Source organism: Streptococcus oralis SK304 (assembly GCF_000287715.1).
Taxonomy (GTDB): Bacteria; Bacillota; Bacilli; order Lactobacillales; family Streptococcaceae; genus Streptococcus; species Streptococcus oralis_Y.
The window spans coordinates 120438-145774 of the sequence record NZ_ALJN01000016.1 but is presented as its reverse complement, the minus strand read 5'-3'; the positions used below and the strand labels follow the sequence as shown (position 1 = coordinate 145774).

The 25337-nt window shown below is 40.7% G+C and carries 21 protein-coding genes and 1 pseudogene; 2 read left to right on the top strand and 20 right to left on the bottom strand.

The genetic code is table 11. From position 1 onward, the window contains the following. Nucleotides 1–2 precede the first annotated feature (2 nt). The 10 genes and pseudogenes from hemW to HMPREF1125_RS07585 all read right to left on the bottom strand — a co-directional run bounded on the left by hemW (nucleotide 3) and on the right by HMPREF1125_RS07585 (nucleotide 6858). On the bottom strand, nucleotides 3–1133 hold the full coding sequence (gene hemW / locus HMPREF1125_RS07630; protein ID WP_001170088.1) for a radical SAM family heme chaperone HemW: 1131 nt from the start codon (nucleotides 1131–1133) through the stop codon (nucleotides 3–5). Between the two features lie 72 nt (nucleotides 1134–1205). Beyond that, on the bottom strand, nucleotides 1206–1604 hold the full coding sequence (locus tag HMPREF1125_RS07625) for a YtxH domain-containing protein (RefSeq protein ID WP_000517390.1): 399 nt from the start codon (nucleotides 1602–1604) through the stop codon (nucleotides 1206–1208). A gap of 15 nt (nucleotides 1605–1619) precedes the next feature. After that, nucleotides 1620–2003 (bottom strand): DUF948 domain-containing protein, encoded by a 384-nt coding sequence (locus tag HMPREF1125_RS07620; protein WP_000895022.1) that lies wholly within the window; start codon nucleotides 2001–2003, stop codon nucleotides 1620–1622. After that, nucleotides 2004–2792, bottom strand: coding sequence for a prolipoprotein diacylglyceryl transferase (gene lgt, locus HMPREF1125_RS07615; RefSeq protein ID WP_000609716.1), 789 nt, complete (start codon nucleotides 2790–2792; stop codon nucleotides 2004–2006). Beyond that, on the bottom strand, nucleotides 2785–3720 hold the full coding sequence (gene hprK, locus HMPREF1125_RS07610) for an HPr(Ser) kinase/phosphatase (RefSeq protein WP_000115136.1): 936 nt from the start codon (nucleotides 3718–3720) through the stop codon (nucleotides 2785–2787). Before hprK ends, lgt begins: the two co-directional genes overlap by 8 nt. A 131-nt stretch (nucleotides 3721–3851) precedes the next feature. Continuing rightward, entirely contained in the window at nucleotides 3852–4028 is a 177-nt protein-coding gene (rpsU, locus tag HMPREF1125_RS07605) for a 30S ribosomal protein S21 (protein WP_000048054.1), read from the bottom strand. 93 nt (nucleotides 4029–4121) lie between these two features. Further along, on the bottom strand, nucleotides 4122–4679 hold the full coding sequence (locus HMPREF1125_RS07600) for a hypothetical protein (RefSeq protein ID WP_000695595.1): 558 nt from the start codon (nucleotides 4677–4679) through the stop codon (nucleotides 4122–4124). 117 nt (nucleotides 4680–4796) lie between these two features. Further along, complete coding sequence (locus HMPREF1125_RS07595; protein ID WP_000811169.1) at nucleotides 4797–5417, bottom strand: Type 1 glutamine amidotransferase-like domain-containing protein; 621 nt, start codon at nucleotides 5415–5417, stop codon at nucleotides 4797–4799. A 13-nt stretch (nucleotides 5418–5430) separates the two neighbouring features. Next, nucleotides 5431–6047: pseudogene (locus HMPREF1125_RS07590) on the bottom strand (class I SAM-dependent methyltransferase). 103 nt (nucleotides 6048–6150) lie between these two features. Beyond that, nucleotides 6151–6858: a glucosamine-6-phosphate deaminase gene (locus tag HMPREF1125_RS07585; RefSeq protein ID WP_000864599.1), complete on the bottom strand. Its 708-nt coding sequence runs from the start codon at nucleotides 6856–6858 to the stop codon at nucleotides 6151–6153. 149 nt (nucleotides 6859–7007) lie between these two features. Here HMPREF1125_RS07585 and queA point away from each other — a divergent pair, with 149 nt between their 5' ends. After that, a complete protein-coding gene (gene queA / locus HMPREF1125_RS07580; RefSeq protein WP_001090142.1) occupies nucleotides 7008–8036 on the top strand; it encodes a tRNA preQ1(34) S-adenosylmethionine ribosyltransferase-isomerase QueA in 1029 nt (342 codons plus the stop codon). Between the two features lie 69 nt (nucleotides 8037–8105). Here the strand turns inward: queA and HMPREF1125_RS07575 are convergent, their stop codons facing one another. Genes HMPREF1125_RS07575 through HMPREF1125_RS07555 form a run of 5 tightly spaced genes read right to left on the bottom strand, consistent with a single transcriptional unit; the run spans nucleotide 8106 to nucleotide 12806 of the window. Further along, the gene (locus HMPREF1125_RS07575) at nucleotides 8106–8966 is read right to left on the bottom strand and encodes a YihY/virulence factor BrkB family protein (protein WP_000759521.1); all 861 of its coding nucleotides are present in this window, start codon (nucleotides 8964–8966) and stop codon (nucleotides 8106–8108) included. 29 nt (nucleotides 8967–8995) lie between these two features. After that, nucleotides 8996–11050 (bottom strand): cation:proton antiporter, encoded by a 2055-nt coding sequence (locus tag HMPREF1125_RS07570; protein ID WP_000421616.1) that lies wholly within the window; start codon nucleotides 11048–11050, stop codon nucleotides 8996–8998. An 11-nt stretch (nucleotides 11051–11061) separates the two neighbouring features. Beyond that, nucleotides 11062–11316, bottom strand: a complete 255-nt coding sequence (locus HMPREF1125_RS07565; RefSeq protein ID WP_000361094.1) for a hypothetical protein — start codon at nucleotides 11314–11316, stop codon at nucleotides 11062–11064. Then, on the bottom strand, nucleotides 11309–11866 hold the full coding sequence (locus tag HMPREF1125_RS07560; protein ID WP_000828428.1) for a tRNA (mnm(5)s(2)U34)-methyltransferase: 558 nt from the start codon (nucleotides 11864–11866) through the stop codon (nucleotides 11309–11311). Before HMPREF1125_RS07560 ends, HMPREF1125_RS07565 begins: the two co-directional genes overlap by 8 nt. Then, nucleotides 11850–12806, bottom strand: coding sequence for a TIGR01212 family radical SAM protein (locus tag HMPREF1125_RS07555; protein WP_000867019.1), 957 nt, complete (start codon nucleotides 12804–12806; stop codon nucleotides 11850–11852). Before HMPREF1125_RS07555 ends, HMPREF1125_RS07560 begins: the two co-directional genes overlap by 17 nt. Nucleotides 12807–12897: 91 nt before the next feature. On the opposite strand from HMPREF1125_RS07555, the gene HMPREF1125_RS07550 reads away from it, so the two are divergent. Further along, nucleotides 12898–13260: a DUF3397 domain-containing protein gene (locus tag HMPREF1125_RS07550; RefSeq protein ID WP_002883113.1), complete on the top strand. Its 363-nt coding sequence runs from the start codon at nucleotides 12898–12900 to the stop codon at nucleotides 13258–13260. A 178-nt stretch (nucleotides 13261–13438) separates the two neighbouring features. Here the strand turns inward: HMPREF1125_RS07550 and bgaA are convergent, their stop codons facing one another. The 5 genes from bgaA to HMPREF1125_RS07525 form a co-directional block, all read right to left on the bottom strand. Next, entirely contained in the window at nucleotides 13439–20677 is a 7239-nt protein-coding gene (bgaA, locus tag HMPREF1125_RS07545; RefSeq protein ID WP_000410698.1) for an LPXTG-anchored adhesin/beta-galactosidase BgaA, read from the bottom strand. A 404-nt stretch (nucleotides 20678–21081) separates the two neighbouring features. After that, the gene (locus HMPREF1125_RS07540; RefSeq protein WP_001196954.1) at nucleotides 21082–21639 is read right to left on the bottom strand and encodes an SMI1/KNR4 family protein; all 558 of its coding nucleotides are present in this window, start codon (nucleotides 21637–21639) and stop codon (nucleotides 21082–21084) included. A gap of 11 nt (nucleotides 21640–21650) precedes the next feature. Next, nucleotides 21651–22373: a DUF4241 domain-containing protein gene (locus HMPREF1125_RS07535; RefSeq protein ID WP_025172346.1), complete on the bottom strand. Its 723-nt coding sequence runs from the start codon at nucleotides 22371–22373 to the stop codon at nucleotides 21651–21653. 51 nt (nucleotides 22374–22424) lie between these two features. Further along, nucleotides 22425–24176: a glycoside hydrolase family 13 protein gene (locus tag HMPREF1125_RS07530; protein WP_000423962.1), complete on the bottom strand. Its 1752-nt coding sequence runs from the start codon at nucleotides 24174–24176 to the stop codon at nucleotides 22425–22427. Between the two features lie 197 nt (nucleotides 24177–24373). Next, nucleotides 24374–25330, bottom strand: a complete 957-nt coding sequence (locus HMPREF1125_RS07525; protein ID WP_000517234.1) for a hypothetical protein — start codon at nucleotides 25328–25330, stop codon at nucleotides 24374–24376. Between the last annotated feature and the right edge of the window lie 7 nt (nucleotides 25331–25337).

Sequence of the window (25337 nt, the reverse complement as noted above, 5' to 3'; positions counted from 1 at the left end):
TTCTACTCCAAAATAAATCGTTCTGCTACAGTGTCTCCTAAAAAGAGACCCCTCTTTGTCATTCTGACACGATCACCATCGAACTGCATGAGACCTTGTTGAACCAAGTCTCTGACAATTTCTCCATATAGTCCTTCAAAGGACCGTCCGAATTTTTCCTCAAATCGTGTCATGGAAACCCCTGATTTCTTGCGGAGTCCCAGAAACATTTCTTCTTCCATCTGCTCCTTTTGACTCAGGTGTTCTTCTGTAATGCGAGTATTTCCTGCCTCTACTGCGTTGAGATAGTGGCGGATTGGACCGTGGTTTTTATAGCGCACCCCGTTCACATAACCTGAAGCACCTGCACCGATACCATAATACTCGGCATTATCCCAGTACATGAGATTGTGGCGACTTTCAAAACCAGGCTTGGAGAAATTGGAAATCTCATAATGCTCAAAACCCGCTCGCTCCAGCTCTGCGATGATGTACTCAAACATCTCAGCTTCCAGTTCCTCCTTAGGCAGAGGCAATTTCCCACGTCGCATGCGGTTCATAAAGACCGTATGATTCTCCAAAATCAAGCTATAAAGACTCATATGAGGAATATCAAGCGAGATAGCCTTAGCTACATTGTCCTTTACTTGTTCCATGGTCTGACCAGGCAATGCATAAATCAAGTCGATGGAGATATTGTCAAAACCAGCCAATTTAAGGCGGTCGATATTTTCATAAATATCCTTCTCCAAGTGACTACGCCCAATCTTTTTCAGCATTTTGTCATCAAAGGTCTGCACACCTAAGGAGACACGATTGACTGGCGACTGTTTCAAAACCGCAATCTTATCCGCGTCCAAGTCGCCTGGATTGGCCTCAATTGTCAACTCTTCCAAGACAGACAAGTCTAGATTTTTAGTCAAGCCATCCAAGAGCACTTCTAATTGCGGAGCTGACAAAGCCGTTGGCGTCCCACCTCCAATGTAGAGAGTTCGCAACTTTTGGATATCATAAGAACGAAACTCTTCTAGCAGATGCTCCAAATAACTATCTACTGGCTGATTTTTAATAAAAACTTTTGAAAAGTCACAGTAATAACAAATCTGGGTACAAAAGGGAATGTGCACATAGGCTGACGTTGGTTTTTTCTGCATAGTATTTATTATACCACAAAGACAGGCTGCAGATAAAAATCACCATCTCCAAAAACCAGAGATGGTGATGCATTATACTTCAGTAATATCGATGATGATTTCTTCTTGATCTTCAGCAACGTCTGGAGTTGCTGACTGTTCTTGCCATTGCTCCTTGAGATTGTTAAAGGTTTCCTTGGATGCTTCTGTCGCTTGTCGAGCACAGTTTTTAGCTTGGTCAAGGACACTATCAAAAGTGATTTCACCAGATTCTACTTGTTCCTTTGTTTTCAGCACAAAGTCCGTTGCCTGTTCCTTCACTTCTGTTAGTTTTTCACAAACCTGCTCTCTAGCATATTCTGGATCTTCTCTCAAATCATCTAGAAAATCCTGAGCTTGACTACAAACTTGCTTACCCTTGTCACTCGTCAAAAACAAAGCAAGAGCTGCACCTGAAACTGTTCCTAAAAGGATAGAGGATAGTTTTCCCATAAGATTTCTCCTTTTTTATTTTTTGAAAAATTTACTTGCGAAACGAAGAGCGGACAAGCTTGCACCTGTTTTAATGGTCTTTGAACCAGCAGATGAAGCCTTTTTACCTAAAACACGTGCATGTTGGTTGAGATCAGATACTGACTCAGATAAGTCAGCTACAGCCGTAAAGAGTGGATCAATCGTCGCAACTTTGATATTGATATCGTCTGCTAACACATTGACCTTAACCAACAATTCATTAGTCTGATGCAAGGTAACGTTCACATCTGAGCCCAACGTTTTGATGGTTTTCTCAGTCTCATCAATCATACGACCTGCTTTTTGAATCGTGATTGTCAAATAGACTAAACAGACAATCAAAGCAATCGCAACAAGTATATATGCAACTTCTAACATTTAGTTTTCCTCCTCTGTATGATAGAAAGGGGCTTTCTTTCTATTTTGATAAAGTATGATAAAAATACCGAGTCCGATAAGGACAACTGATAACCATTGGGAAACTCGCAGACCAAAGAACATGAGACTATCCGTCCGCATCCCTTCGATGATCATACGGCCGAAGCCATACCAAATCAAGTAGAAAGCAGTGATATGACCGCGTCTGATTCCCTTTAATTTTCGTCTAAAAATCAAGATTAAAGCAAAACCAATCAGATTCCAAACCGACTCATATAAGAAGGTCGGCTGACGGTAGCTACCATCGATGTACATCTGGTCGCGGATAAAGCCTGGCAAATAATCCAGACTATCTACCGCTGCACCGTAGGCTTCTTGGTTAAAGAAGTTCCCCCAGCGTCCTAAACTCTGGGCAATCATGACGCTCGGTGCTGCAATATCTAAGAAATCCCAAGTATTGATCAGCTTTCTATCTGCAAAGATATAAAGAACAATAGCCCCTGCTATCAAACCTCCATAAATGGCCAAACCACCATTCCAGATGGCAATGATTTCACCTGGATTTTGCAGATAATAATCTAAGCGAAAGAGTACGTAGTATAGTCTAGCACCTAAAATCGCGACTGGAAAAGCAATCAGGATAAAATCCAAAATATCATCTGACAGAATTTTCTTTTTAGGAGCTTCCTTCATGGCAAGGTAGACTGCCAAAATCAAACCAGCCACAATACACAGAGCATACCAACGAATAGAAAAAGGACCGATTTCAAATGCGACTGGATTAATCATTTTTCACCTCATTTTGAGCGATCAGATTTGTCAAGCGTTCTTCAAATAAACGTGTCGCATCAAAGCCCATTTCCTTAGCACGGTAGTTCATGGCAGCCGCTTCAATAACAACAGAAATATTGCGTCCTGTTTTTACAGGGATGCGGATACGCGGAATGGCTACGCCAGAAATCTCGATTTCTTCAGCATTATTTCCTAAGCGATCGAAGGTTTTATGCGTATCATAGTTTTCCAAATAAACTGCTAGTTGAACTTGTGAAGAATCCTTAACTGCACTTGCTCCGTAGAGACTCATCACATCAATAATCCCCACTCCACGGATCTCAAGTAAATGCCTCAAAATTTCAGCTGGCTCTCCCCAAAGGGTCATTTCGTCTTTTGCAAAAATATCTACACGATCATCTGCCACCAAACGGTGTCCACGTTTCACAAGTTCCAGACCAGTTTCACTCTTACCGATACCGCTATCCCCTTGGATCAAGACACCCATGCCATAAATGTCCATCAAGACACCATGAACACTGGTCCGTTCTGCCAAACGAGAATCCAAATAGCTAGACAATTCTCCTGATAGGCGACTAGTGGCTGTTCGACTGGTTAAAATCGCAATCTTACATTCCCTGGCAGCTTTCAACATTTCTTCTGGAACTACTAAACCACGCGCAACAATAACCACTGGTGTTTCTGGTTGAAACATCTTGGTCAACACCTTATAACGGTTGTGAGAAGACATGGAGACTAAATAAGACCATTCCTTCATTCCCAACAGTTGAAGCCGCTCCGGAGTATAGTAATCAAAATAGCCTGTCATTTCAAGACCTGGTCGAGAAATGTCCGCAGTATTGATTTCTTTTTCAAGTAAATCGCCTTCACCGTAAACAATGTCTAATCTGAGCTTTTCAATGACTTCTTTTACTAAAACCGACATAATTTCCTCCTTCAATCGAGTTCTCCCTACTATTATATCAAATTGTGGTAGGAAGTTTCCTTTTTTTGCAGGATTTACAGTATTTATTTGGAAAGAAAAAAGGCTAGACAAGTCTAGCCTTTTATTTCAAATTAGAATTTTTTACGTTTACGAGCTGCTTCTGATTTACGTTTACGTTTTACAGAAGGTTTTTCATAGAATTCACGTTTGCGTGTTTCTTGAAGAGTACCAGCTTTAGTAACCGCACGTTTGAAACGACGAAGTGCATCGTCAAGAGATTCATTCTTACGTACTACTGTTTTAGACATTTTTTTCACTCCCTTCAAGTTCAAGATCTATTCCATTTTACACACAAAGTGAATAATTGTCAAGAGAAAAGCGACCATAAACTTTTATTATTTTTACTTTCTTCTTTTGAAGATGAAATAAATCACTAAGATGCAGAGAATCAATCCTAAAACAGCTGGTTTTACAATTGATATGCCACTTCCTCCACTAAATAAAAGACTATGGGCAACCTTCAGAAACGCTCCAATTACTACCGTTGCTAATAATCCATACCAACGTCTACTCCATGTTAAGGATATAATCGCCGTAAAAAATGCTAGAATTGTTGCCAGAATAATAACTTTTTCAATACTCCATCCGCTCGTAAAATAAGTCTTCTCAAAATTCAAAAACTCAATTACTTTTACATCAACTATTTCCGGCTTTGGGAACCAGAACATACTAGTAAATAGGCAAAATATAGAAAAGAAAATCAGGCTGTAGGATTTTTTATAAGCTCCCATTACAATTGGAATAATAAAGAGAGGGCGAATATACCAACTCAGAGTATTCTGGTGTCTAGTAAATGCCCACTCAAAAAAGCTCGTATCTGATAAAAAAACAACAATGATAGCAATCGTTAGAAACAAGAAAATAACCCCACCTATTTTATCTAGCGTTTTTATTTTCATAACTTTTCCCTTCTTGAATTCATAAAATTAATCTATCCATGGCAGATTCCCACTAAGTGAATTATCAACCGCTAATCGTTTTATTGGTAAAATATTACTGTTCTTCCAACCACGCTTTTATTCTATTGTCAAGATATCTATTTGCTCATCGTTAACGATAATTGCTTGGTGGTTATGAAGTGGTAGCAATTCAAGCTGCTTTTTATAGGTTTCAAAGGTCTTCTGACTACTATCAGTAAAAGATTCCTCACCATAATGTGGAAGGATATAAAAATCCACTTCATCCAATCCTGCTGTATCAGATAACTCTGTCGCTACCGTCTTATCGTCCATGAGTTTATTGTAGTCAACATCCTTGGCTGTAATGATAGCCCCTGCTGATTCTCCCACATAGACCAGCCCATCTCTTATTTGCTCTTTGATAAGAGATAGGAGTTGTTTTTTCTTTAATTCTTGTAATAAATAAAAGGTATTCCCGCCTGAGATATAAAGAATCTTGCTTTGGAAAATCTTTGCCTGAGCAGTTTCTCGATCACAAGAAGCAATATCTAGAACCTCTATCTCAAATCCTAAATCCCTGAATGTTCGCTGAGCCTCATCGATATAGGCAGTATAGTCCTCTTTGTTCCCAGCGGTAGGAATAAATAAAACCTTATTTTCTAGATTCTTTTCCTTTGCATAATCGCTAAAAAGCTTTTTGACTTCAGCAAAGTTTGAACATAAAAATAATTGTTTCATGATTGTACCTCCATTAGTTTTTAACAATTTTATAAAGGATCCATGATCCCTTTCTTTGACTAGTTACGAGCTCAAAGCCTACTGATAACAAGAATCGTCTAAATGCTTCTTCACTTTGGACCTCTGGTAAAAGTAAGACAACTTGTTATATTCACAAGCCAGTAAGAGCATCCCGTCTGATTTGAGTATTCTTCTAAGTTCCATAAAAGAAGCCTCTAGGTCCCGCCAATGAAAATGAGTTTGAAAGGCTGTGATTAAATCAACACTTTCATCAGAAAAGCCTGTCTCCCTAACGTCTCTTCGTTCAAAATTTAGATTAGTCATCTCTACCTGTTTGGCTTGAGCTATTGCAGTATCTGAAATATCGATTCCAGTTATGGTACTTTGCGGAAAAGTTTCTTTCAGCAGGATGGTTGAACGACCATTCCCAACTCCTACATCTAAGATTACAGGGTAAAATGTCCTATCTAGATGACGAATTGCCCATACAAACATGGGGAGATAGGTTCGATTCCACAATTTCATCATTCGTTTTCCTAGAAAGCCCGAAGGATTCTTTGATTGCTGAATTAAGCGACTAAACAGAAACATTAAAAGTAAAAAACAAATAAAACCGATTATATAAATCAAAGTTCGAGCCTCCCCGTATAGCTATATTATACCACTTTAGCAGGATGGTGAACATTTGAAGTAAAAAGCCACTCACTCCAAAGAGCAAGTGGTTCTTGTAATTTTACTTTTCAAGCAAGCTTAGAGCTTCAGCATCCGCAATAATAGTCACATCAGGGTGGTTTTGCAAGCTACTTGCTGGGAGATTCTCAGTCACTGGGCCTGATACTGTTCCAGCAATAGCTTCTGCTTTCGACTCACCGTAAGCAAAGAGAATAATTGACTTGGCATCCAAGATGTTTTTAATCCCCATTGATATGGCTTGAGTTGGAACGTCTTCAATCTTGTCAAAGAAGCGAGCATTGGCTTCGATGGTAGACTGGTCTAGGTCTACAAGGTGTGTCTGGCTATCAAAGGCAGTTCCTGGTTCATTAAATCCGATATGTCCATTGCGACCGATTCCCAAGATTTGGAGGTCAACTGGATGGTCAGCCAAAATTTGATTGTAGCGTTCTACTTCTGCTTCAGCATTGTCCTTAATCCCACGAGGCAAGAAGCTTTCTTTAAATGGTTTTTGGTTGAATAAGTGTTCTTGCATAAAATGACGATAAGACTGAGGATTGTCTCCGTCAAGTCCTACGTACTCATCAAGGTTGACACTGGTTAGATTTGAAAAATCAAGGTCACTCTCAACGATTTCCTTGTAAAACTCAAGTGGACTGCTTCCTGTTGCAAGTCCTAATGTTTGAGCACCATTGGCCAATTTTTCCTTCAAAATCTCAAAAGCAACTTTTCCACCTTCAACTTGATTCTCAACTTTAATAACTTTCATCTTTTCATCCTCCGTTTTAATCTATATTTATTATATGGTATAGACCAATTTTTGTCAAGTGAAAACGATTTAATTTCTAAAAAAAGAGCGCCCAAACTTGAAACGTGTTATAATGGATAAGATTAGAACTTAGAAAGAATGATGAAAAAATGAATACAGCTGATTTTGATTTCCACTTACCTGAGGAATTGATTGCCCAAACACCCCTTGAAAAACGGGATGCGTCTAAACTCCTTATCGTTAATCGTGAGACGGGAGAAATGCAGGATAAACACTTCCACTCTATTATTGATATGCTGGAACCTGGTGATGCTCTTGTTATGAATGACACTCGTGTTCTCCCTGCCCGCCTCTATGGTCAAAAGGAAGAAACTGGAGGCCATGTGGAGCTTCTCCTACTCAAAAATACCAGTGGAGATGAGTGGGAGGTTCTCGCCAAACCTGCCAAACGCCTCAAGGTCGGGACTCGTGTCAACTTTGGTGATGGTCGCCTCAGCACTGTCGTTACGGAAGAATTGACCCACGGGGGCCGCATTGTCCGCTTTGAATACCAAGGAATTTTTCTAGAAGTCTTGGAAAGTCTCGGTGAAATGCCACTACCGCCCTACATCCACGAAAAACTAGATGACCGTGAACGCTATCAAACGGTCTACGCTAAAGAAAGTGGCTCTGCTGCAGCACCGACTGCTGGTCTTCACTTCACCAAAGAACTGCTAGCAGAAATCCAAGCCAAGGGTGTCCATTTGGTTTATTTGACTCTCCACGTTGGTTTAGGAACTTTTAGACCTGTTTCTGTGGACAATCTGGACGAACACGAAATGCACTCAGAATTCTATCAACTTTCTGAGGAAGCAGCTGCCACCCTTCGCTCTGTTAAGGAAGATGGAGGCCGTATCATCGCTGTTGGAACCACCTCTATCCGCACGTTAGAGACTATTGGTTCCAAGTTTGATGGGCAAATCCAGGCTGATTCTGGCTGGACCAATATCTTTATCAAACCTGGTTACGAATGGAAGGTTGTGGATGCCTTTTCAACCAACTTCCATCTGCCAAAATCAACTCTCGTCATGTTGGTTTCTGCCTTTGCAGGCCGTGACTTAGTCTTAGATGCATACCAGCACGCTATTCAAGAACGCTACCGTTTTTTCAGTTTCGGTGATGCCATGTTTATCTATTAATTTTCATAATCAAAAAACGCATAGAATCAGATTTGATCCTATGCGTTTTGTAATGGATAACTTTATTAGTTAGTTTATTGTAAAGGTTGGATCTTTCAAGCTCTGAACACTGGCATTGATAACTGCTCCGATAATCAAAATCTTTGCAATAAGAATAAACCAGAACATCATGACTACCACGATGATGGAACTGAAAAATCGGACATCCACTAGGTGATTGACATAGTTATTAAAATAGACAGAAAAGATATTCAATAAAAAGATAAGAGTTAGCAAGACAAAGACACTTCCTGGTAAAACATAGCGGATTCGTGGTGTTTTTACTTTTGGAAGGAAATAGTAAATCATGACTAGAATGGCAAAGATCAAGGCATAGACTAGAGGGCCTGTAAAATCTTGCAAGTAAGAGAATAGTGGGCTGTCTGATTGCCAGTAAGTTTTGAGGAGGTTGAGCAACATACGACCAAACATACTCAAAAACAAGGCTAGGGCAAAAAGAATCTGCAAGCCGAGGCTAACAAGCAAACTCATCAACTGATGGGAGATAATCCCTCGACTTTTGGTCACCCCATAGGCTTTGTTAAAAGCTTTTTGAAGGAAATCCATTGATTTCGAAAAGGTCCAGAGTGCAGATAAAACGGCAAAACTCAACAAACCAGTTGATGGTTGAGTCAGAACTTCTCGGACAATCTTGGCAACCACATCATACACCGTATCAGGCAAGAATTCCTTGATTGTAAGTAAGAAATTTGAGACCGGAATCTGAAAATAAGGCAAAATATTGACCATTATCATTAGCAAAGGAAAGATTGAAATCAACCAATAGTAGGCAACCGCAACACTGGTCAACTCGCTATCAGATGCTTGATAATAATGCAAAAAAGCTTTCAATAAGGGCCTGTCCATCAGCTCTTTCCACCACTTTTTCATGTTCCATCCTCCGTCATTTTCTTCATCATTTAAGTTCTTCTGATTAAATCTAGCATATCATAAGGCAAGGTATTTGCAGCCTCTTTCAGAGAATAATTCTCTAAATTATTCACATTTTGGCGTAGTTTTTTGGCATACTTGGCTGTTATCAGTTTAGCTTCTTCGTATTCAAAGATTGCCTTACGTTCGAGATAGTAGCCTCGTAGCATTTCATCGATATTGTTTGGCTTGATGCGATTGATAACCCGCTCAACAAAGGCACCACTTCCGATAATGGCCGTCTCGCGTAGACGAGATTCTTGCATAAAACTAATCAGAGAACTCTTGTAAACCCCTTTGAGGTTTTCCAAACTCTCGATAATCAGCTCTGTATTTTCCAAATACAACTCTGAAATCTGATCATAGTCAACTGCTAGTAGTTTACGAGATTCTTCATTCATCCAACTACGGAAAGTTTTGCCAAAGGTAAACATTTCATGGAGTAGAAAGCGCAGTATCCGTAATGAAACTAGGAAGTAATAAGTCACTCTAGAAGCGAAATTCCTATTGATACTCTGCTCCATGCTTTTTAGGTAACGTTGGTAAACTCGATAGCCACGCTCGCTGATTCTATTTTCTTCGTAGGCTTGCTCCAAACCGTCACTCTCAATACTCAAGATAAGAAGCTTTAGGGACTCCCAGTCCTCTTGGACTCTCTTATTTTCCAGACTAAGGATGAGGTTTTCAATTCGACCATGATAATTATCAATAGCTGCATAAAGAGGAAGTTTGTTCTTGTGATGGTCCAGCTCTTTTTCTAATTCTGCAGCTACATCATTCAGAATCGCAATATGCATCAAATGATCCTTGCTTTCCTCTTGTTCTTCAGATAAGTGAGGGAGAACCAGTAAACCCGTTAAAAAGCTCAACAGTGTAACGCCTGCTACAAGGAAGAGTAAGAGAGGGTATTCCTGCTCTAAATGACTTGGTATGAGGAGAATGGTCGCGATAGATACTGTCCCTTTGACACCAGAGAAAGTCAAAAGAAGCATATCTTTCATGTACTTATGAATTTTTTTCTTAAGTCGACGCGTCCTCACAAAGTAAAAACCAGCAATCATGACAAAGCGGATCGCAAAAAGCAAGAAGGTCAGAACGACAACTGAAAGCAGTAAAAGAAGGGGATTGTAGAGAGAATTAGACAAAATTGGCTCCGCTATCAATTCTAATTCCATTCCCAAGAGAACAAAGACTGATCCGTTTAGCATAAATGTCACGGTATGCCAGACGGTCTCCGTTACGGTGTCTACCTGAGCCTCAAGGAGCGTAATTTTCTTAAAGCGACTGGCCTTCAAAATACCTGCAACTACTACGGCGATAATCCCTGAAACATGAAACTCTTCTGCGATAAAAAAGGTCATGAGTGGCAAACTTAGCTCTAGCAATAGTTCGCTGGCTATATCTATCGCTCGCACACTCAATAAAAAGGTATGCAGGAAACGATTTACCATAGCCGTCACAAAACCGACTACAAAACCACCAAGGATAGAAAGTGCTAGGGAAGTCCCAGCTTGGCTTAGAGAAAACGTTCCTGTTGTCCAAGCAGCCAGAGCCATCTGAAAGGCAACCAAACCAGAAGCGTCATTTAAGAGTCCTTCCCCTTTTAGAATATTAGAAACCCGTTTAGGAAAACGAAAACGTTCAGAAAGAGATGCGAAGGCAACCAAATCTGTTGGCCCAAGTGCCGCTCCAACTGCTAAACAAGCCGCCAAAGGAAGAGTCATCCAAAGGAAGTGAGCCATGCCCCCCAAGCTTAAGGTCGAGATAAAAATCACAGGAAAGATCAGAAAGACAACAATCCGCCAGTGCTTCAAAATGGACGTAATATCCGCTTCTTCTGCCTCTCGGAAAAGTAAGGGACCAATAACCATGGCTAGAAACAGCTCTGTATTGAGATGAAAGTCCGCATCGGGAACAAATAAACCTATCCCAATCCCCAAAAGGATTTGTACAAGAGGAAGGGGCAAAAAAGGGAGAAGTTTATTGGTCGTAGTTGAAATGATTAAGACAAATAAAAATAGAATCAAGTAAATGAGTAATTCCACACAATTCCTCCTTAATCTTTTTTACAACAAGATTCAAAAATCTCCTTTTGCTCTTGGATTTTCTGATCAATCTTAGAACAGTCTTTGTGCTCAATTTTTTTCTGACATCGTTCCATTTCAAGAGCCACTAATTTTTTCTTGATTTTAAGCATTTTCTTGCTCATATGTGCTTCGTCGAGCACTCCGACTGCTCGCTCATGATGCGTTGACTCGACAAAATTTTGGCGCATTGCCTCAAGCTTCTCACGAAGGTATTGTTTATCCATGTCTATACCTTTCTAATTTTTCAATCATAACTAAAAACGGTGGATTGTTAACTTGGTTGAGTGTACGATAAATGGTAGCTGTATACTCTTGTTGGTTCAACTGGCTAACAAAATCCAACACAGCATCCCTCTCGGTGTCTCCTCCTTCATGACCATAGTAGATCATAATGGCAATCCGTCCCCCTTTGACAAGCAAATGGCACAGCTTTTCTAAGGCTTCGATAGTAGTCTGAGGTTGAGTGATGACGGATTTGTCAGCAGAAGGCAGATAACCCAGATTAAAAATCCCTGCCTTAGCTTCTGTCACAAACTGGTCTAGTGTCTCATGACCTTGCAAGATTAACTGGGCATTTGTCATTCCAGCCTGATCCAAACGCTCTTGCGTCTTCTCCAAAGCCTGCTCCTGGATATCAAAGGCATAGACTCGCTTGGCTAACTTGGCTAGAAAAAGGGTATCATGACCATTGCCCATGGTCGCATCCACTACAATATCCTCTTTTGTCACAACTTCCGCCAAAAAATCATGCGCCATCTCAAGTGGTCTTTTCATTTTCAAACTCCTGTTTTACAGCCTTGCATCCTTGCACACTTCCACGACGTCTCATCTCAGTTTCAATAGCATTTAGCACTTCCCATTTATTGAGGCTCCACATGGGACCAATCAACATATCTCTAGGTGCATCTCCTGTGATCCGATGGATGACGATATGCTTGGGAATAATTTCCAGTTGGTCACAGATAACTTTGACATACTCGTCCTGACTCATCAGTTGCAAGCGTCCTTCGTGGTAATCTCGCTGCATACGAGTATTTGTCATGAGGTGAAGCAAGTGCAGTTTGATCCCTTGAATATCGTTATCCGTTACGCAGCGGCGGACATTTTCGACCATCATCTCATGAGTCTCACCGGGCAAACCATTGATCAAATGGGAAACAATCTCAATCTTGGGATATTTACTCAAGCGTTTTACTGTTTCAACATACAATTCATAGGAATGAGCACGGTTAATCAGGTCAGATGTTGCTTCAAAGGTGGTCTGCAAGCCCAATTCTACCGTCACATGCATGCGTTCCGATAACTCAGCCAAATATTCGATGGTTTCGTCTGGCAGACAGTCTGGACGCGTTCCAATATTGATTCCTACTACACCTGGCTCGTTGATAGCCTGCTCATATCGCTCCCGAATCACTTCCACCTTTTCATGGGTGTTGGTAAAGTTTTGGAAATAAACTAGATATTTTTTAACATCTGGCCATTTGCGGTGCATAAAGTCAATTTCCTTATAAAATTGCTCGCGGATAGGGGCATCCGGTGCCACGATGGCATCTCCAGAACCTGAAACCGTACAAAAAGTACAACCACCATGGGCTACAGTTCCATCCCGATTGGGACAGTCAAATCCCGCATCAATAGGAACTTTGAAAGTCTTTTCTCCAAAAAGTTTTCGATAATAATCATTCAAGGTATTATAAGATTTCATAACTTTCATTATAGCAAAAAACACCCACAATCTCAAAAGCCTGACTTTCCAACAAATTCCCTTGTTTCTCATTTCCTTTAGCGTTTTTTTATGATACAATATGGGTATGATTTTAATGAAAATAGCATCTATTTTATTATTGATATTAACCTTGGTGGTTTGCTTTATTGTCACCAAGCTTTTCGGACTCAGGAAAATAGGATTTAATTTCGCGGATGTAGCTTTTCCACTTTTGGTATTTGAGTACTATCTGATTACTGCTAAAGCCTTTACCCACAACTTTCTACCACGACTTGGAGTCGCACTTTCTCTCCTAGCAATCCTCCTAGTTATCTTTTTTCTCCTCAAAAAAAGAAGTTTTTACTACCCTAAATTTATCAAATTCTTCTGGAGAGCAGGTTTCCTCTTGACCTTAGTCCTCTATATCGCTATGATTGTTGAATTGTTCTTACTGAAACAATAATGAAATCTCTAGAAAATGCCTTCTAGGGATTCTTGCTTTCTCTCCAAAATTACACAGACAGTAAAATTATACGATTTTACACAAAGAAAAGCCCTTAGAAACTTGTATTCTAAGGACTTTTTATCTGAGACGAGAGTTTCTCTCAGGTCTTAAATGGCAAATAAGGTATCAAAAATATCTAATCCTCTTTTTTGCCTTTAGTGGCTACTAATCCTGCACTCAAACCAAGAAGAGCTAAGCCTGCTGCTAGAGCTGCTTGACCTTCTGCACTTCCTGTATTTGGTAACTGCTCTTTTTGAACCTGACTAGCTTCACTTGAAGTGTTTTGTTTTGTATCTGTTTTTTCTGATACTTGTGGTTTTGTAGACTCTTGCGGTACTGGTTTAGTCGTTTCACCAGCCGTACCTACTTCTACGATGCGATCCTGAGCCACGACTTTATCATAGCTTTCTTTTTCAGTTCGCTTGCCATTTTCAACTTCAATCAAGTGAACACGGATACCTTTTTGTCCTTCTTGGAGAACACGGGTTTGACCTACTGGAAGCTTATCGTTCTTTTGTTCCTGAACCTTGAAATCAATGATTTCTTCTTCGATTACAAGTTCTGGTCTGTTAAGGACAAGGTTCTTCACTTCATCTTCTGGAAGGGCGGTTCCTTGCTTCGTTCCTACTTCTACGATGCGATCCTGAGCTATAACTTTATCATAGCTTTCTTTTTCAGTCCGCTTACCATTTTCAACCTCGATCAAGTGAATGCGAATACCCTTTTGACCTTCTTGGAGGATACGAGTTTCACCTAGATACAACTTATCAGACTTACGTTCCTGAACCTTGAAGTCAATTGTTTCTTCTTCGATTACAAGTTCTGGTCTGTTAAGGACAAGGTTCTTCACTTCATCTTCTGGAAGGGAGGTTCCTAGTTTCGTTCCAACCAAGACGATGCGGTCTGTCGGAGCTTCTACCACTTCACGGAGTTTTTCTTCCTTACTTCCATCAGGATTAATCGCTGTAAAGATACGTTCCTTACCAACTTTTCCTTCTTGTTCTACGCGAGTTTCACCTAGATACAGCGTTGAATCCTTTTTCTCAACTGTCTTGTAGGCCAAATCTTTTTCAACAAATTCGAGTTTTGGAAGTTCCTCTTGTACAGCAGCAACAGTCTTCTCAGAAACTGGTTTTTCCTTAGTTAAGTGGATATGGTATTCCTTGACTTGTTTTCCACTTTCTGAAACAAGGCGAACAAGTACTGGAAGGCTATCGTCTCCGCTATCTACAACTGTTGAAGCTACTTGATTGCTTTCTTCGACTGAGACTTTTGGACGTTGACCTTTATAGGTGATTTGGTAGTCTTGACGATCTTCAGCGAAGTCAGGAAGCTCTTTTCCATCTACAAGAATCTTCGATTGGGTACTTTCTTGAGGCAATTCACTCGGAGCAAGGAAGGTCATCTCAATCATCGCAACACCGCTCTTGTCTGCTTTACGCTCCATGCGCCATCTCATGGCTTTGGCTTTGACAGCTTTAAATGTTACGTTGATTTCATCACCAGCTGCAATGTCTTTATCCGCACGATAAGGCACAGCTTCCCAATTTTCTGGATTGTTGAATGGATGGGCTGCATCATAGGATTGGTAGTTCGAATAGTAGGTAGGCACTTCAAAGTCTGGGCCAATATAGCGTTCCAAAACGAGTTTAGATGGTGCATCCGTACCACTATCTGCAAAGAAATGAAGTTTAGCTTGCGCAACAGTCCGTTCGACAATCTTACCATTTTCACGGAAAATCACACCTGCTGATACTTCTGGGTTAGAAGATGGTGTTGGAGACCAGTTTGTCCAACGACGATTTTCATTGTGGTCTCCATCATTGATATAGTCTACACGGTCATGTGAACTTGGATCAATATCATTAGTTGCGGAAGCAAAGGCCTGGTTACTATTTTCATCATACTCTGGGTTATTTGAGAGAGCTTCGCCTAGTTTGTCTGTCACTCGTACAGTGAACTCAGCAACAAGATCACTACCAAGGACATGGCCTCGAACGGTAAATTGACCTGCTTTTGTCAGCTTTTCTGCTGGAACTTCTTCCCATTCAACTGCTAAGTCTTTTGTTTCATAACCATCTTTACCTGTGAAGTAAACCGGAACCTTAGTTGGCAATTCAAGCGGTTGTCCTACTTGTACCAAGCGAGCTTGTTTGACCGCTGCAACTGGTTTACGAGAGAGCAAATCTTTATTGCTTGTGAAGTGCAGACGGTATTCTCCTAAGATATCACCATTTTCAGCCTTAGCGATAACACGAACTGGCTCACCTTCGCGAACGCTCGGAACAACGGTAGCAAGACCATTGTTGCTAACACTTGCTGTTACTGCAGGAACTTTTCCATCTACAGACTCAAGATAGTAGTCTGTCAAATCAGGATTGAAGTTTGCTAAGTCTTTACCGTCAACTTGGATTCTTGTTTGTCCTTGTTTGGCTGCCGCGACTTGTTTTGCAAAGATTTGTACTTCTGTGATAGAAGTTCCTTTCTTGCTATCAAGTCGAACCATACGAATACGGACAGCATAGGTTTCAACTTTATCAAAGCTAAAGTGATTCATTTCCCCAGCTTTTAATTGAGCTGGTGCTTTGAGATTGCTTACCTCTTTCCAGTTTGCAGGATCGTTAAAGACATGGTTTTCCTCACCTACAAAGCTAGGGTTTTTAGGAGCTGTTGGAACGGTCTTACCGACATAATACTCAATCACATAAGACTTCGGTACACCAACTCCGTGGTCTTCATGGAATCCGACACTTAGATTATCAACTGAACGTTTGCTCAAGATACCTGAATCTCCGAATAGGACACCGACTGAAGCTTCTGGATTAGTACGGTTCCAGTTTGTCCAACGGTTGGCTGGGCGGTCATTAAATGAAATCAATTTATCGTTGACGTTTGAAACAGGGTCGCTTGGATTTGAGTCTGAAGCAAAGGCCAGTGGCAATTCTGAACCGGTCCATTGGTCAGAAATATTTGCTCCTTGCTCAGTTTGAGCTGACACACGAACATGAAGTTTGGTAGTTAATTGCGTACCTTCTAGGCGACCATTAACTGTAAAGACACCTTCCTTGGCGTATTGCTCTGAACGAATCGTATCCCAAGTAACCTTAGCTGATGAAACGTGACCATTTGAATCGTAGGTACGAACACTTTCTGGTAATTGTGGTGCTTCAGCGATTGGTGTTGTCACACTGACTTCTTCAACCGAAACAATACCTTCTACAGAGACTTTAGCACGCGCTTCAAGGTCAATTCCTTCAACTTTACCTAGTACTTCAAATGTTTGATAGGAGTCTAGTTTTTCTTTCGGAATAGCTTGCCAAATGACTTTATGAGTTTTAGGGAAACCTTTGTCATACTCAACAGTTACTGTTGTTGGAAGAGTAGGTTCCTGATGCAAGTCTGTTACTACGTTTACTGGACGGATAGATTGAGCTACTTTTTTCTCAGTATTGGCATGAATCGTGAGATCGATTTGACCTGTAGCCCCCTCATATTCTGCTTTGAGAGTGACTGTTCCTGGCTTATGCAACTCAAGCATTCCCCTACGAACTGCGACTTCCCCTTCACCACTTGTAGAGAAGGTCACTTTATCAGCTGGTAAAGCTGCTTGTGTTCCGTCTTGATAGTGAGCTCGAACCGACAATTTCACTGTTTGGTCTTCTTTGAGGCTGTCAGCTTGTTCCACTTGTAGGCTCAAGTGGTCAATTTTTGGTGCTTCTTCAAGGAATTGAATTGCATAGGTTTGGAGAGGGCCACCATCTTTTGGTTGAACATAGATGCTTGCGCGCATGCCGTTTGCTGCACTTGCTTGGACTACAGTAACATCCGCATTTTCAGCACTTGCTACAACTTCTGGCAAGGATGCACCGTAAGCAAGAGTTCGATATTGCATTGGATTTTGAGTAGTAAGACCAGTGACAGCTTCACCACCAACCGTTACAGTTGGTACTGCAGGTGCCGCAGCCTCACCTTCTTCTACTACAAGGGTAGCGTGAATAGTCTCACCACCCAGTTGGCCAGTCATTGGAATACGTGATCCTGCAACTGACAGTTTAGCTTTATCTGCTTCCGCAATCTCCCACTTATCAACTTCGTATTCTTGAACGCTTCCATCCGTTACAGCGATAGAAACATATTTATCAACAGCACTCAAGTCTGTTCCTGGAGCAACACGTTTAACAGTTGGTAGTTCTTTCGCAATTGCTAGAATTTCGACACGGGCCTCAACTTCACGTCCGTCTGCCATACCTTTAACAGTCACAACTCCTGCTTGGCTCACATCAACTGAAGACCAAGTTACTGGACGTTTTTCACGACTGCCATCACTGTAGATAAAACCGACTGTCTTCGGCATTTTTGGCTCTTTCTCAATAACAGTACGTACTTTTGGTACTTCTGTTCCGAGTACGGTCTTTTCTTGTCCTTCTTTCTTACCAGTAAAGACTGTTACTTGACCAGATTTCAAGAGATCTGAATGGGCTGTTAGTGTGAATTTACCTGCTTGTTCAGTTGATTTGACAATGGCAACACCTTTACCGTTAAAGGCTCTGCGGATCCAAGAACCGTCTGGTTGCGCCTTGTAGCGTTCACGGCTGGCTTGTTCCCCATTATCAACACCGACCAGTTGACCTTGTCCATGCAATTGGAAACGAACCAGATTATTGGCAGTTGGGACTACATTCCCTTCACTGTCAACGATTTCGTAGTAGATGTAAGTCAAGTCTTTTCCATCTGCTGCGATTGCGTGTTCTTCCTTGACGAGGCGAACACCTGCTGGTTGGCCTGCAGTGGTAATCTTGTCACGTGCAATTTCTTTTCCAGCTTCATCGCGAGCTACAGCTTCCAAAGTACCTGGTTGATAAGCAACCTTCCACTCAAGATAGAGTTCCTTAGCATTGGCACCTTCTTGGTAGGTACGGCCATCACTGGTTTGTTTTTTGTTGAACTTTTTAACACCGAGAGATTGACCGTTCAAGAACAATTCAACGCTTGCAGCGTTTGAGTAGGCACGAACTGGGATCTTACCTTCTGAGTCAGCAACTTTGTCTGCTAATTCTTTGTTTTCCCAGTTCCAGTGAGGAAGGAGGTGCACCATTGGTTTCTTCTTGGCAGAAACCCATTGGCTTTGGTAGAGATAAAAGTCATTTTTTGGAATACCGGCTGTATCTACAATACCAAAGTAAGAGCTCTTAACAGGAGTTTGGTTTTGGTTGTGCCATGGTGTAGGCTCACCGATATAGTCCGTACCTGTCCAGATAAACTGTCCAGCATAGCCAGCGTTGTCACGGTCAAAGGTCCATGAAGCGGTTGCCGTTTTACCCCAACCAACACGATCATTTCCATAATCTGACTGTTCATAGTTACGATAAGCTTGGTTGCTATGTACCAATTCTTGTTCAGGACGATAATAGCTACCGCGTGTACGGGTTGCTGAAGATGTTTCTGAACCATAAATCAACCAGTTTGGATGTTTCGCACGAAGTTTCTTGTAGTTGTCTTCTGAGTAGTTGAAACCAACCGCATCCAGTTCATTAGCAATCTTCTCATGATCACCACTACCATCACCAAAGCGGAACTTATCTGCTCCCATAGTAACATAACGTGTAGTATCAACATCTTTAATCACTTTTACTAAGCGTTTAACCGTTGCAAGAGAGTGAGCATTACCATTGGCTTCACCGATTTCATTCCCGATAGACCACATGAAGACAGCTGGGTTGTTTTTATCTCTTTCGACCATGGTACGAAGATCATAGTCAGACCATTTTTCACCTTTTCTAGCTTCTGGGTGAGTTGCGTCTTTTTCAAAGAAACGTCCGTAGTCATAAGGTTTCTTACCACCATACCAAGTATCAAAGGCCTCTTCCTGAACGAGCAAACCAAGTTCTGCTGCGATTTGCAAGGTCTGTGGACTTGCAGGGTTATGAGTTGTACGGATGGCGTTAACGCCCATCTCCTTCATTTGTTTGAGACGACGGTATTCTGCCTTATAGTTTTCTTCTGCTCCAAGCGCTCCGTGGTCATGGTGCAAGGAAACACCATGGAATTTAATGCGTTCACCATTCAAAGAGAAACCTTCATTTGGAGTCCAATGATAGTAACGGTAACCAAACAAATCTTTCTTAGCATCGACTAATTGACCATCACGGTAAACACGCGTAATCAATTCGTACAAGGCAGGTTTGTCATTTAAAACGGTCCAGAGTTTTGGTTGTTCAACTTCTAAAATCGCATCTAGGCTTGTTGACTCATGTGCTTTCAAGGTACGGCTCGCTGTACGAACCACACCTGTTACAGCCTGACCACCACGTTCAACGATTTGATACTCTGCCACCAGTTCATGGTCTTTATCGTCTGTATTGACAATTTTGCTGGTCACATGCGTTTCAACCTTGCCATGTTGCTGTTGTTCTAGCTTTGGTGTTAAGATGGTTGTTCCATTTTTCTCAACATGAACCTTATCTGTCACTTGCAAGGTCACATCACGGTAGATACCACTACCTGAGTACCAACGGCTACTTGGTTGTTTGTTAACCGCATGGACAGCAATCACATTCTCACGACCATCTTTGTGAAGATATTTGGTGATATCGTATGAGAACTGGTTGTAACCATTTGGATAGTGTCCCACTAACTGGCCATTGACATAGACTTGAGAGTCCATGTAGACACCATCAAAGGTCACACGAACATTTTTCTTGAGATCTTTTTCATCAAGTTTAAAGGTCTTGCGATACCAAGCTTCACCACCATTGAGCTGTCCACCCTCGTTTTGAGCAGGTGACTGATGGTCAAAATCGTTAAATATACTCCAGTCGTGTGGGAGATCCAATTTTTGCCATGTTGATACATCGGCATCTGATTTCACAGCTTCTTTAGGATTCGCATTGAGTTTAAAGTGCCAATTTTGATTAAAATTCACTTTTCTATCTTCAATCATTTGATTCACTTCTTCATTTGTCGCAGCTTTCAAATCTTCCTTGACAGGCTTTTCTTGACTTGAAGCTTGAGATTCTACCTTTGGAGCTGTTTCTTCAGGTTTTAGTGACGCTTTCTCCTCTGTTGGAGCTACAGGTTCATCTTCTTTCTTCTCTGGCTTGCTTGCTTCAATTGGAGCAGCGTGACTTTGGTCGACACTTGTAACATCCTTGTGCTCTGCTACAGTTTGATCTTCTTTTTCCTCCACTGCCGGACTTTCCTCTTTTGCTTGTTCTACAGTGTGGGCGATAGGAGTTTCGTCCGCGAAAACTGGTGATTCTCCAATGACACTTCCTCCAAATAGAACCGCACAGGTTCCAATCATGACAGAGCAAGCGCCTACGGCAAACTTACGAATGCTGTAGACTCTTTTACGATTCCAATGGCCTTTTTCCATAAAATCCTCCTTTAGTAACCGCTTCCATTTTCTTGTAAACGTATTACTTTTTCATAGCCTTTTACCCTTATTTTATAAAATAATATAGGAAATTTCAATACCCTAAACACAAAAAATCATAATTTTGATTGTTTTTTCTAAAATTTGTAGAGGATTTTAAAAATATGAATGTACATTTAGTGAATGGTTTTACTAAAAAAGGCGGTGGGACAGAAATCGATAGACAAAGTCTCGATTTCGTAGTCCCAGCATCGCGAGGATGATTAGGAGCTTTTTGGAGTCTAAAAGACGAACAAAAAGTTCAATCAGCTACCGCGTCAAAGTTTGATTGCTAAAAAAAGTGAGGTCGGGATCTTTTGTCCCAACCTCTTTTACGGACTATCAAACTGATATTTCCTTATAGATTATTGACTAGATTTCCCCTTTTCCAAAAGATTGACCATCTCATTTTTACGCTCTTCTAGATCGGCAATTTGATGAAGCAAAAGCTCTGAAAAATCACAATTAAACTCCTCGGTTTCGCCACTGTTGTACCAGTCTAGAGCAACTATGTGATTGTCCTTATCAAAACAGAAAATCACATCTCCATCACCAATGATAGACAGAAATGGGATATAATCCACAAAGCCCAGAGCGTGTAATTCTTTGGTTTGAAGGCGAATGTCTAAGAAGTCTGGGATGCCATTTGCAATTCCCAAGACCTTAATACCTCGACAGAAGGTCCAAAATGGTGCTACATCGTAAGCCTTGGCTCTTGGCCATAGCTCTTCTCTGACTTCCATAAAGAGACCTCCCAGAGATGACATGGTGAATTCCCTGAAATCTTCTGGCAGACGAATGCCGTATTGATTTTCAAAATCCTGAACATCTTCTTCCGATGGTTCATTACCCATGCAGGCGACAACCTGATAAGTTTCCTTATCATAGTGACGAAAATAATCATAAACTTCATTGAGTGCCATCATCCAACTCCTTATCCTACGTAGATATACTCAATAACCACATCACAGAGTTGATGATCCTTGTCATAGCCAAAGTAAACAGGATAATTTCCATCTCCAAAACCAGATTGAATCATTGGAATAGTCAGGTCTGTATGTGGTATTCTAAAGTTAATCCAATCACCGCCTTCTCGTTGATATAGGGGATGTTCTATGGCATTTTGAGCAAAAATTTCCGCAAAGAAATCATCATAGATGTTTTTTTCAGGATTTTCTTGATACCATCTTTCTTCAAAATCACAGTAGGCATTTTTTGTCTCAACATCCACAATAGTTGCCAATCCTGCATCAACTGAAAATCCAAAATAAGAATCTTCTTCAACAGAATCCAAGTTTTCAGTACCAGTTAAGGCTTCATAGTAAACAACTGGAAGCTTATCTGTAAATTGAACTCTTGTTGCAACATACCGATAGTGATCTTCTTCGATCTTGACTACTAAGGTTTTGAGAGGAAATGTTCCTTTGGGAACTGTCTCTAGATAGGGTTTTTCATTCCTACGGAGCCAGACCAAGGGATCTCTAACTAAAATTTCTCCACTTGGGAAGGTCACTTCCCCCATATCTAGGACAAAGACTTCCTTGCCGTCTATTTCTTTAGCCTCAAAACATGCTGCATAATTGACAGACGAGGTCAAAATATGCTTGATTTCTTGGTATTTTTGCAACCATTCTTCGGAAACTTGAAGTTTTTCCATCATTCTTCCCTTTCTCGTTTAAAACAAACCTGTACTGGAGTTAAAATCGATTTAAATCGAATCTAAATAAACCACAAATCCAGCTGGCAAGATAACTTGTTGCCCATCTTCAAACTGGCAATGACTCGCTAAATCAACAGAGTCTCTTTCTAAAACAAAATTCTCTTTAGACTGATTAAAGATTGCCTGAACTTCTTTTCCTTGGTAGTTCCAGCTCAAGGCAAGAACATCTGGTTTCACTTCTTGCAAGCAATATGAACCATGCTGAATCATACTTGCCACTTCCTTACGGACTTGAATCAACTGTTTCATGAAATTCAGCATATCATTGTCCTCAGACACACGGTCCCAAGGCATGACACGACGGCAGTCGGGATCTGGTCCACCTATTAATGCAAGCTCTGTTCCGTAATAGATACAAGGAGTCCCTTTTTGAAGGTAGAGGAAGGTTAAAGCAGCCTTGACATGTTGCACATTGCCTTTGGCAGTTGTGAGGATACGCTCTGTATCGTGAGAATCCAGAAGGTTAAACATCACTTCTGAGATTTGTTGCTTGTAGTACATTGACTGGCTATTGATTTCTGAAATAAACTGCTCTGTCTTTTTATGCTGACGCAAGAAATAATCCTTGATACTTTCAGAGAGCGGGTAGTTCATGACAGCATGGAACTCATCCCCTTTTAGCCAAGGTTGAGACGTATGCCAGATTTCACCTAAAATATACAAATCAGGCTTTTTAGCGAGAACTGCCTTTCTAAAATCTTTCCAGAACTGATGGTCAATTTCATTGGCAACGTCCAAACGCCAAGCATCGATATCAAAATTCTCAATCCAGTAGGTCGCAACACTTAAAAGATAGTCTTTGACTTCAGGATTTGCTGTATTTAACTTAGGCATATAGCTAGCAAAGGCAAAGGTATGATAAGGTAGTTCTCTCGCGTTTTTCAGTTTATCCTCTGTAATTGGGAATTCTTGAATATGGAACCAATCTTTATAAGGTGACTTTTCTCCATTTTTTAGAGCATCCTGCCATTGGGCAGACTGGTCGCCAATATGATTAAATACCGCATCTAGCATGATCTTGATACCACGTTTGTGAGCTTCCTCGACTAGAGTAGCAAAGACTTCCTTGTCTCCAAAGTGACGGTCGATTTCAAAATAATCCGTCGTATCGTACTTATGATTGGTTGTAGCTTCAAAAATCGGACATAGATAAAGTCCAGTGATTCCCAAATCTTTTAGATAGTCTAGATGGTCGATAATCCCTTGTAAATCTCCACCAAAAGAATCATCCCTGTTAGGCGCAATGGCAGCATCCCACTCTCGAGCTCCATCAGGAGTTAGATTAGGATTTCCATTAGAAAAGCGTTCTGGGAAAATCTGATACCAAACGGTATTTGAAACCCAGCTAGGAACCTGACATCCGTCTATTTCGTGAATATAAGGAAGCTTAAAGCCATTTCCTTCAGCATCCAAGTTTTCTAGAGTATGTTCTACACAACCCTTATCACCGTAGAAAACACCCTGACTCTCCTCATCAAGGAGTTCAAAGAGATACTGAATCCGTGCAAAATCAACAGAGACCGTAACCTGCCAATAATCAAACAAGGTGTCTGAAGTTACTTTAGTCATTTCTTTCTTGGCTTCATACTTATCCTCGATGAAGATAAAGGGATCTCCATAATGTAAAATGACCTGCTGGACATCATTTTTCTTGGTTCTAATTCGGATATGTAGCTGACCTTCTTTGTACAGATAAGCATACTCTGATTCTGGCCTATGATAAATGGCTGTCAATTCCATGTCTTGTCTCCTAAATAATCTATCATCAACAAAAACGCAAACGTTTTCATAAATAATAGAACTAGTATACTATTTTAAGATTTAAATTGCAATACTTTAATAAAATTGACAATAAAACACCCCAAAATAAATACTGCAGACTAACCAAGAAATTTCAGCACCTATCTATAAAAAGCTCCCAAACTCAGCCTCACAGCCTAGTCAATCTGACAAAGGGCAAGTTCTTTTAAACCTCTGTCGTACAGGAAAGTTAAACAAAAGTTGTCTGTCATATTTTGAAGCTTGTGTTTACTCATTCCTCTAGGCAAGGCTATATCGCACAATTCTCTCGTTGCCAGAGAAAATAGCTTTTGCTTGCCCTTCCAATCATCATTCTTAAATAGGGGGCTCAGGATAATATAAGGCGAATCCGTAAAAATTCCATTGACACCAGCTTTTTTACCTAAAGCCTTTAAATGTTCAGATTCTAATAACTTTTCGATAATACGACCATCACTAGAGATTTTAACAAGAGCATAATAGTCCATGCCCCATTTATTGACAGAGGTTTGACTTTCTCCAGAGGTAAAGGCATAGAGCTCTTTCCTCCAACATTTCATACTATCGATTTTAGGACAATCATCTGAGCTCATGTCGTGGTGGTTTAAATCTTTTTTATCAATATATGAATAAGTGGTCCACTTAGCCTGCTTTTTCTCTCTATCAAACTCTAAAAGGGCAAAGTTTCTTGCCTGATTTGTATAAACTTGATCTTCAAAACACACGGGTATCTGGTCGCTATCTGATACGATTTGAAAATATCTCTCTTGTGCCTTTTTAGGAAGTATACTTTGCGGATCCTTTATGGCAATGATTTCTGGATTAGAAAAATCACCAGTATAATAGACTATTTCCTTGCCAGCCTTGATGATGCCAATATTTTGTCCATCTGTAAAGAGTAGAGACTCTTCCTCCCAAACATGGTCACAATACCAAGCATCTATCTCCTTCACACCCAAAGGTGATACTTCAAGCAGACAGTAGAGATTGAAAGCTTCCTTCTCACGGGTCAAGACAAAGGCTCTACCATCATGTAACATGACAGAATTGAAAACACTATTGTAGTCCTTGTCTAGTTCCCATTTATTCAATAGACTTAACTTTAACTTCCCCATTTTCTCC

Excerpts from the sequence above, each read along its gene's own strand:
- hemW (WP_001170088.1), bottom strand. The coding sequence starts at position 1,133 with ATGCAGAAAAAACCAACGTCAGCCTATGTGCACATTCCCTTTTGTACC.
- HMPREF1125_RS07540 (WP_001196954.1), bottom strand. The coding sequence starts at position 21,639 with ATGGCACTCAATGAAGTTTATGATTATTTTCGTCACTATGATAAGGAA.
- HMPREF1125_RS07525 (WP_000517234.1), bottom strand. The coding sequence starts at position 25,330 with ATGGGGAAGTTAAAGTTAAGTCTATTGAATAAATGGGAACTAGACAAG.
- HMPREF1125_RS07595 (WP_000811169.1), bottom strand. The coding sequence starts at position 5,417 with ATGAAACAATTATTTTTATGTTCAAACTTTGCTGAAGTCAAAAAGCTT.
- bgaA (WP_000410698.1), bottom strand. The coding sequence starts at position 20,677 with ATGGAAAAAGGCCATTGGAATCGTAAAAGAGTCTACAGCATTCGTAAG.
- HMPREF1125_RS07555 (WP_000867019.1), bottom strand. The coding sequence starts at position 12,806 with ATGAAAGTTATGAAATCTTATAATACCTTGAATGATTATTATCGAAAA.
- queA (WP_001090142.1), top strand. The coding sequence starts at position 7,008 with ATGAATACAGCTGATTTTGATTTCCACTTACCTGAGGAATTGATTGCC.
- HMPREF1125_RS07620 (WP_000895022.1), bottom strand. The coding sequence starts at position 2,003 with ATGTTAGAAGTTGCATATATACTTGTTGCGATTGCTTTGATTGTCTGT.
- HMPREF1125_RS07530 (WP_000423962.1), bottom strand. The coding sequence starts at position 24,176 with ATGGAATTGACAGCCATTTATCATAGGCCAGAATCAGAGTATGCTTAT.
- HMPREF1125_RS07535 (WP_025172346.1), bottom strand. The coding sequence starts at position 22,373 with ATGGAAAAACTTCAAGTTTCCGAAGAATGGTTGCAAAAATACCAAGAA.
- hprK (WP_000115136.1), bottom strand. The coding sequence starts at position 3,720 with ATGTCGGTTTTAGTAAAAGAAGTCATTGAAAAGCTCAGATTAGACATT.
- HMPREF1125_RS07600 (WP_000695595.1), bottom strand. The coding sequence starts at position 4,679 with ATGAAAATAAAAACGCTAGATAAAATAGGTGGGGTTATTTTCTTGTTT.
- HMPREF1125_RS07585 (WP_000864599.1), bottom strand. The coding sequence starts at position 6,858 with ATGAAAGTTATTAAAGTTGAGAATCAAGTTGAAGGTGGAAAAGTTGCT.
- HMPREF1125_RS07565 (WP_000361094.1), bottom strand. The coding sequence starts at position 11,316 with ATGGATAAACAATACCTTCGTGAGAAGCTTGAGGCAATGCGCCAAAAT.
- HMPREF1125_RS07560 (WP_000828428.1), bottom strand. The coding sequence starts at position 11,866 with ATGAAAAGACCACTTGAGATGGCGCATGATTTTTTGGCGGAAGTTGTG.
- HMPREF1125_RS07625 (WP_000517390.1), bottom strand. The coding sequence starts at position 1,604 with ATGGGAAAACTATCCTCTATCCTTTTAGGAACAGTTTCAGGTGCAGCT.
- HMPREF1125_RS07575 (WP_000759521.1), bottom strand. The coding sequence starts at position 8,966 with ATGAAAAAGTGGTGGAAAGAGCTGATGGACAGGCCCTTATTGAAAGCT.
- HMPREF1125_RS07550 (WP_002883113.1), top strand. The coding sequence starts at position 12,898 with ATGGGTATGATTTTAATGAAAATAGCATCTATTTTATTATTGATATTA.
- lgt (WP_000609716.1), bottom strand. The coding sequence starts at position 2,792 with ATGATTAATCCAGTCGCATTTGAAATCGGTCCTTTTTCTATTCGTTGG.
- rpsU (WP_000048054.1), bottom strand. The coding sequence starts at position 4,028 with ATGTCTAAAACAGTAGTACGTAAGAATGAATCTCTTGACGATGCACTT.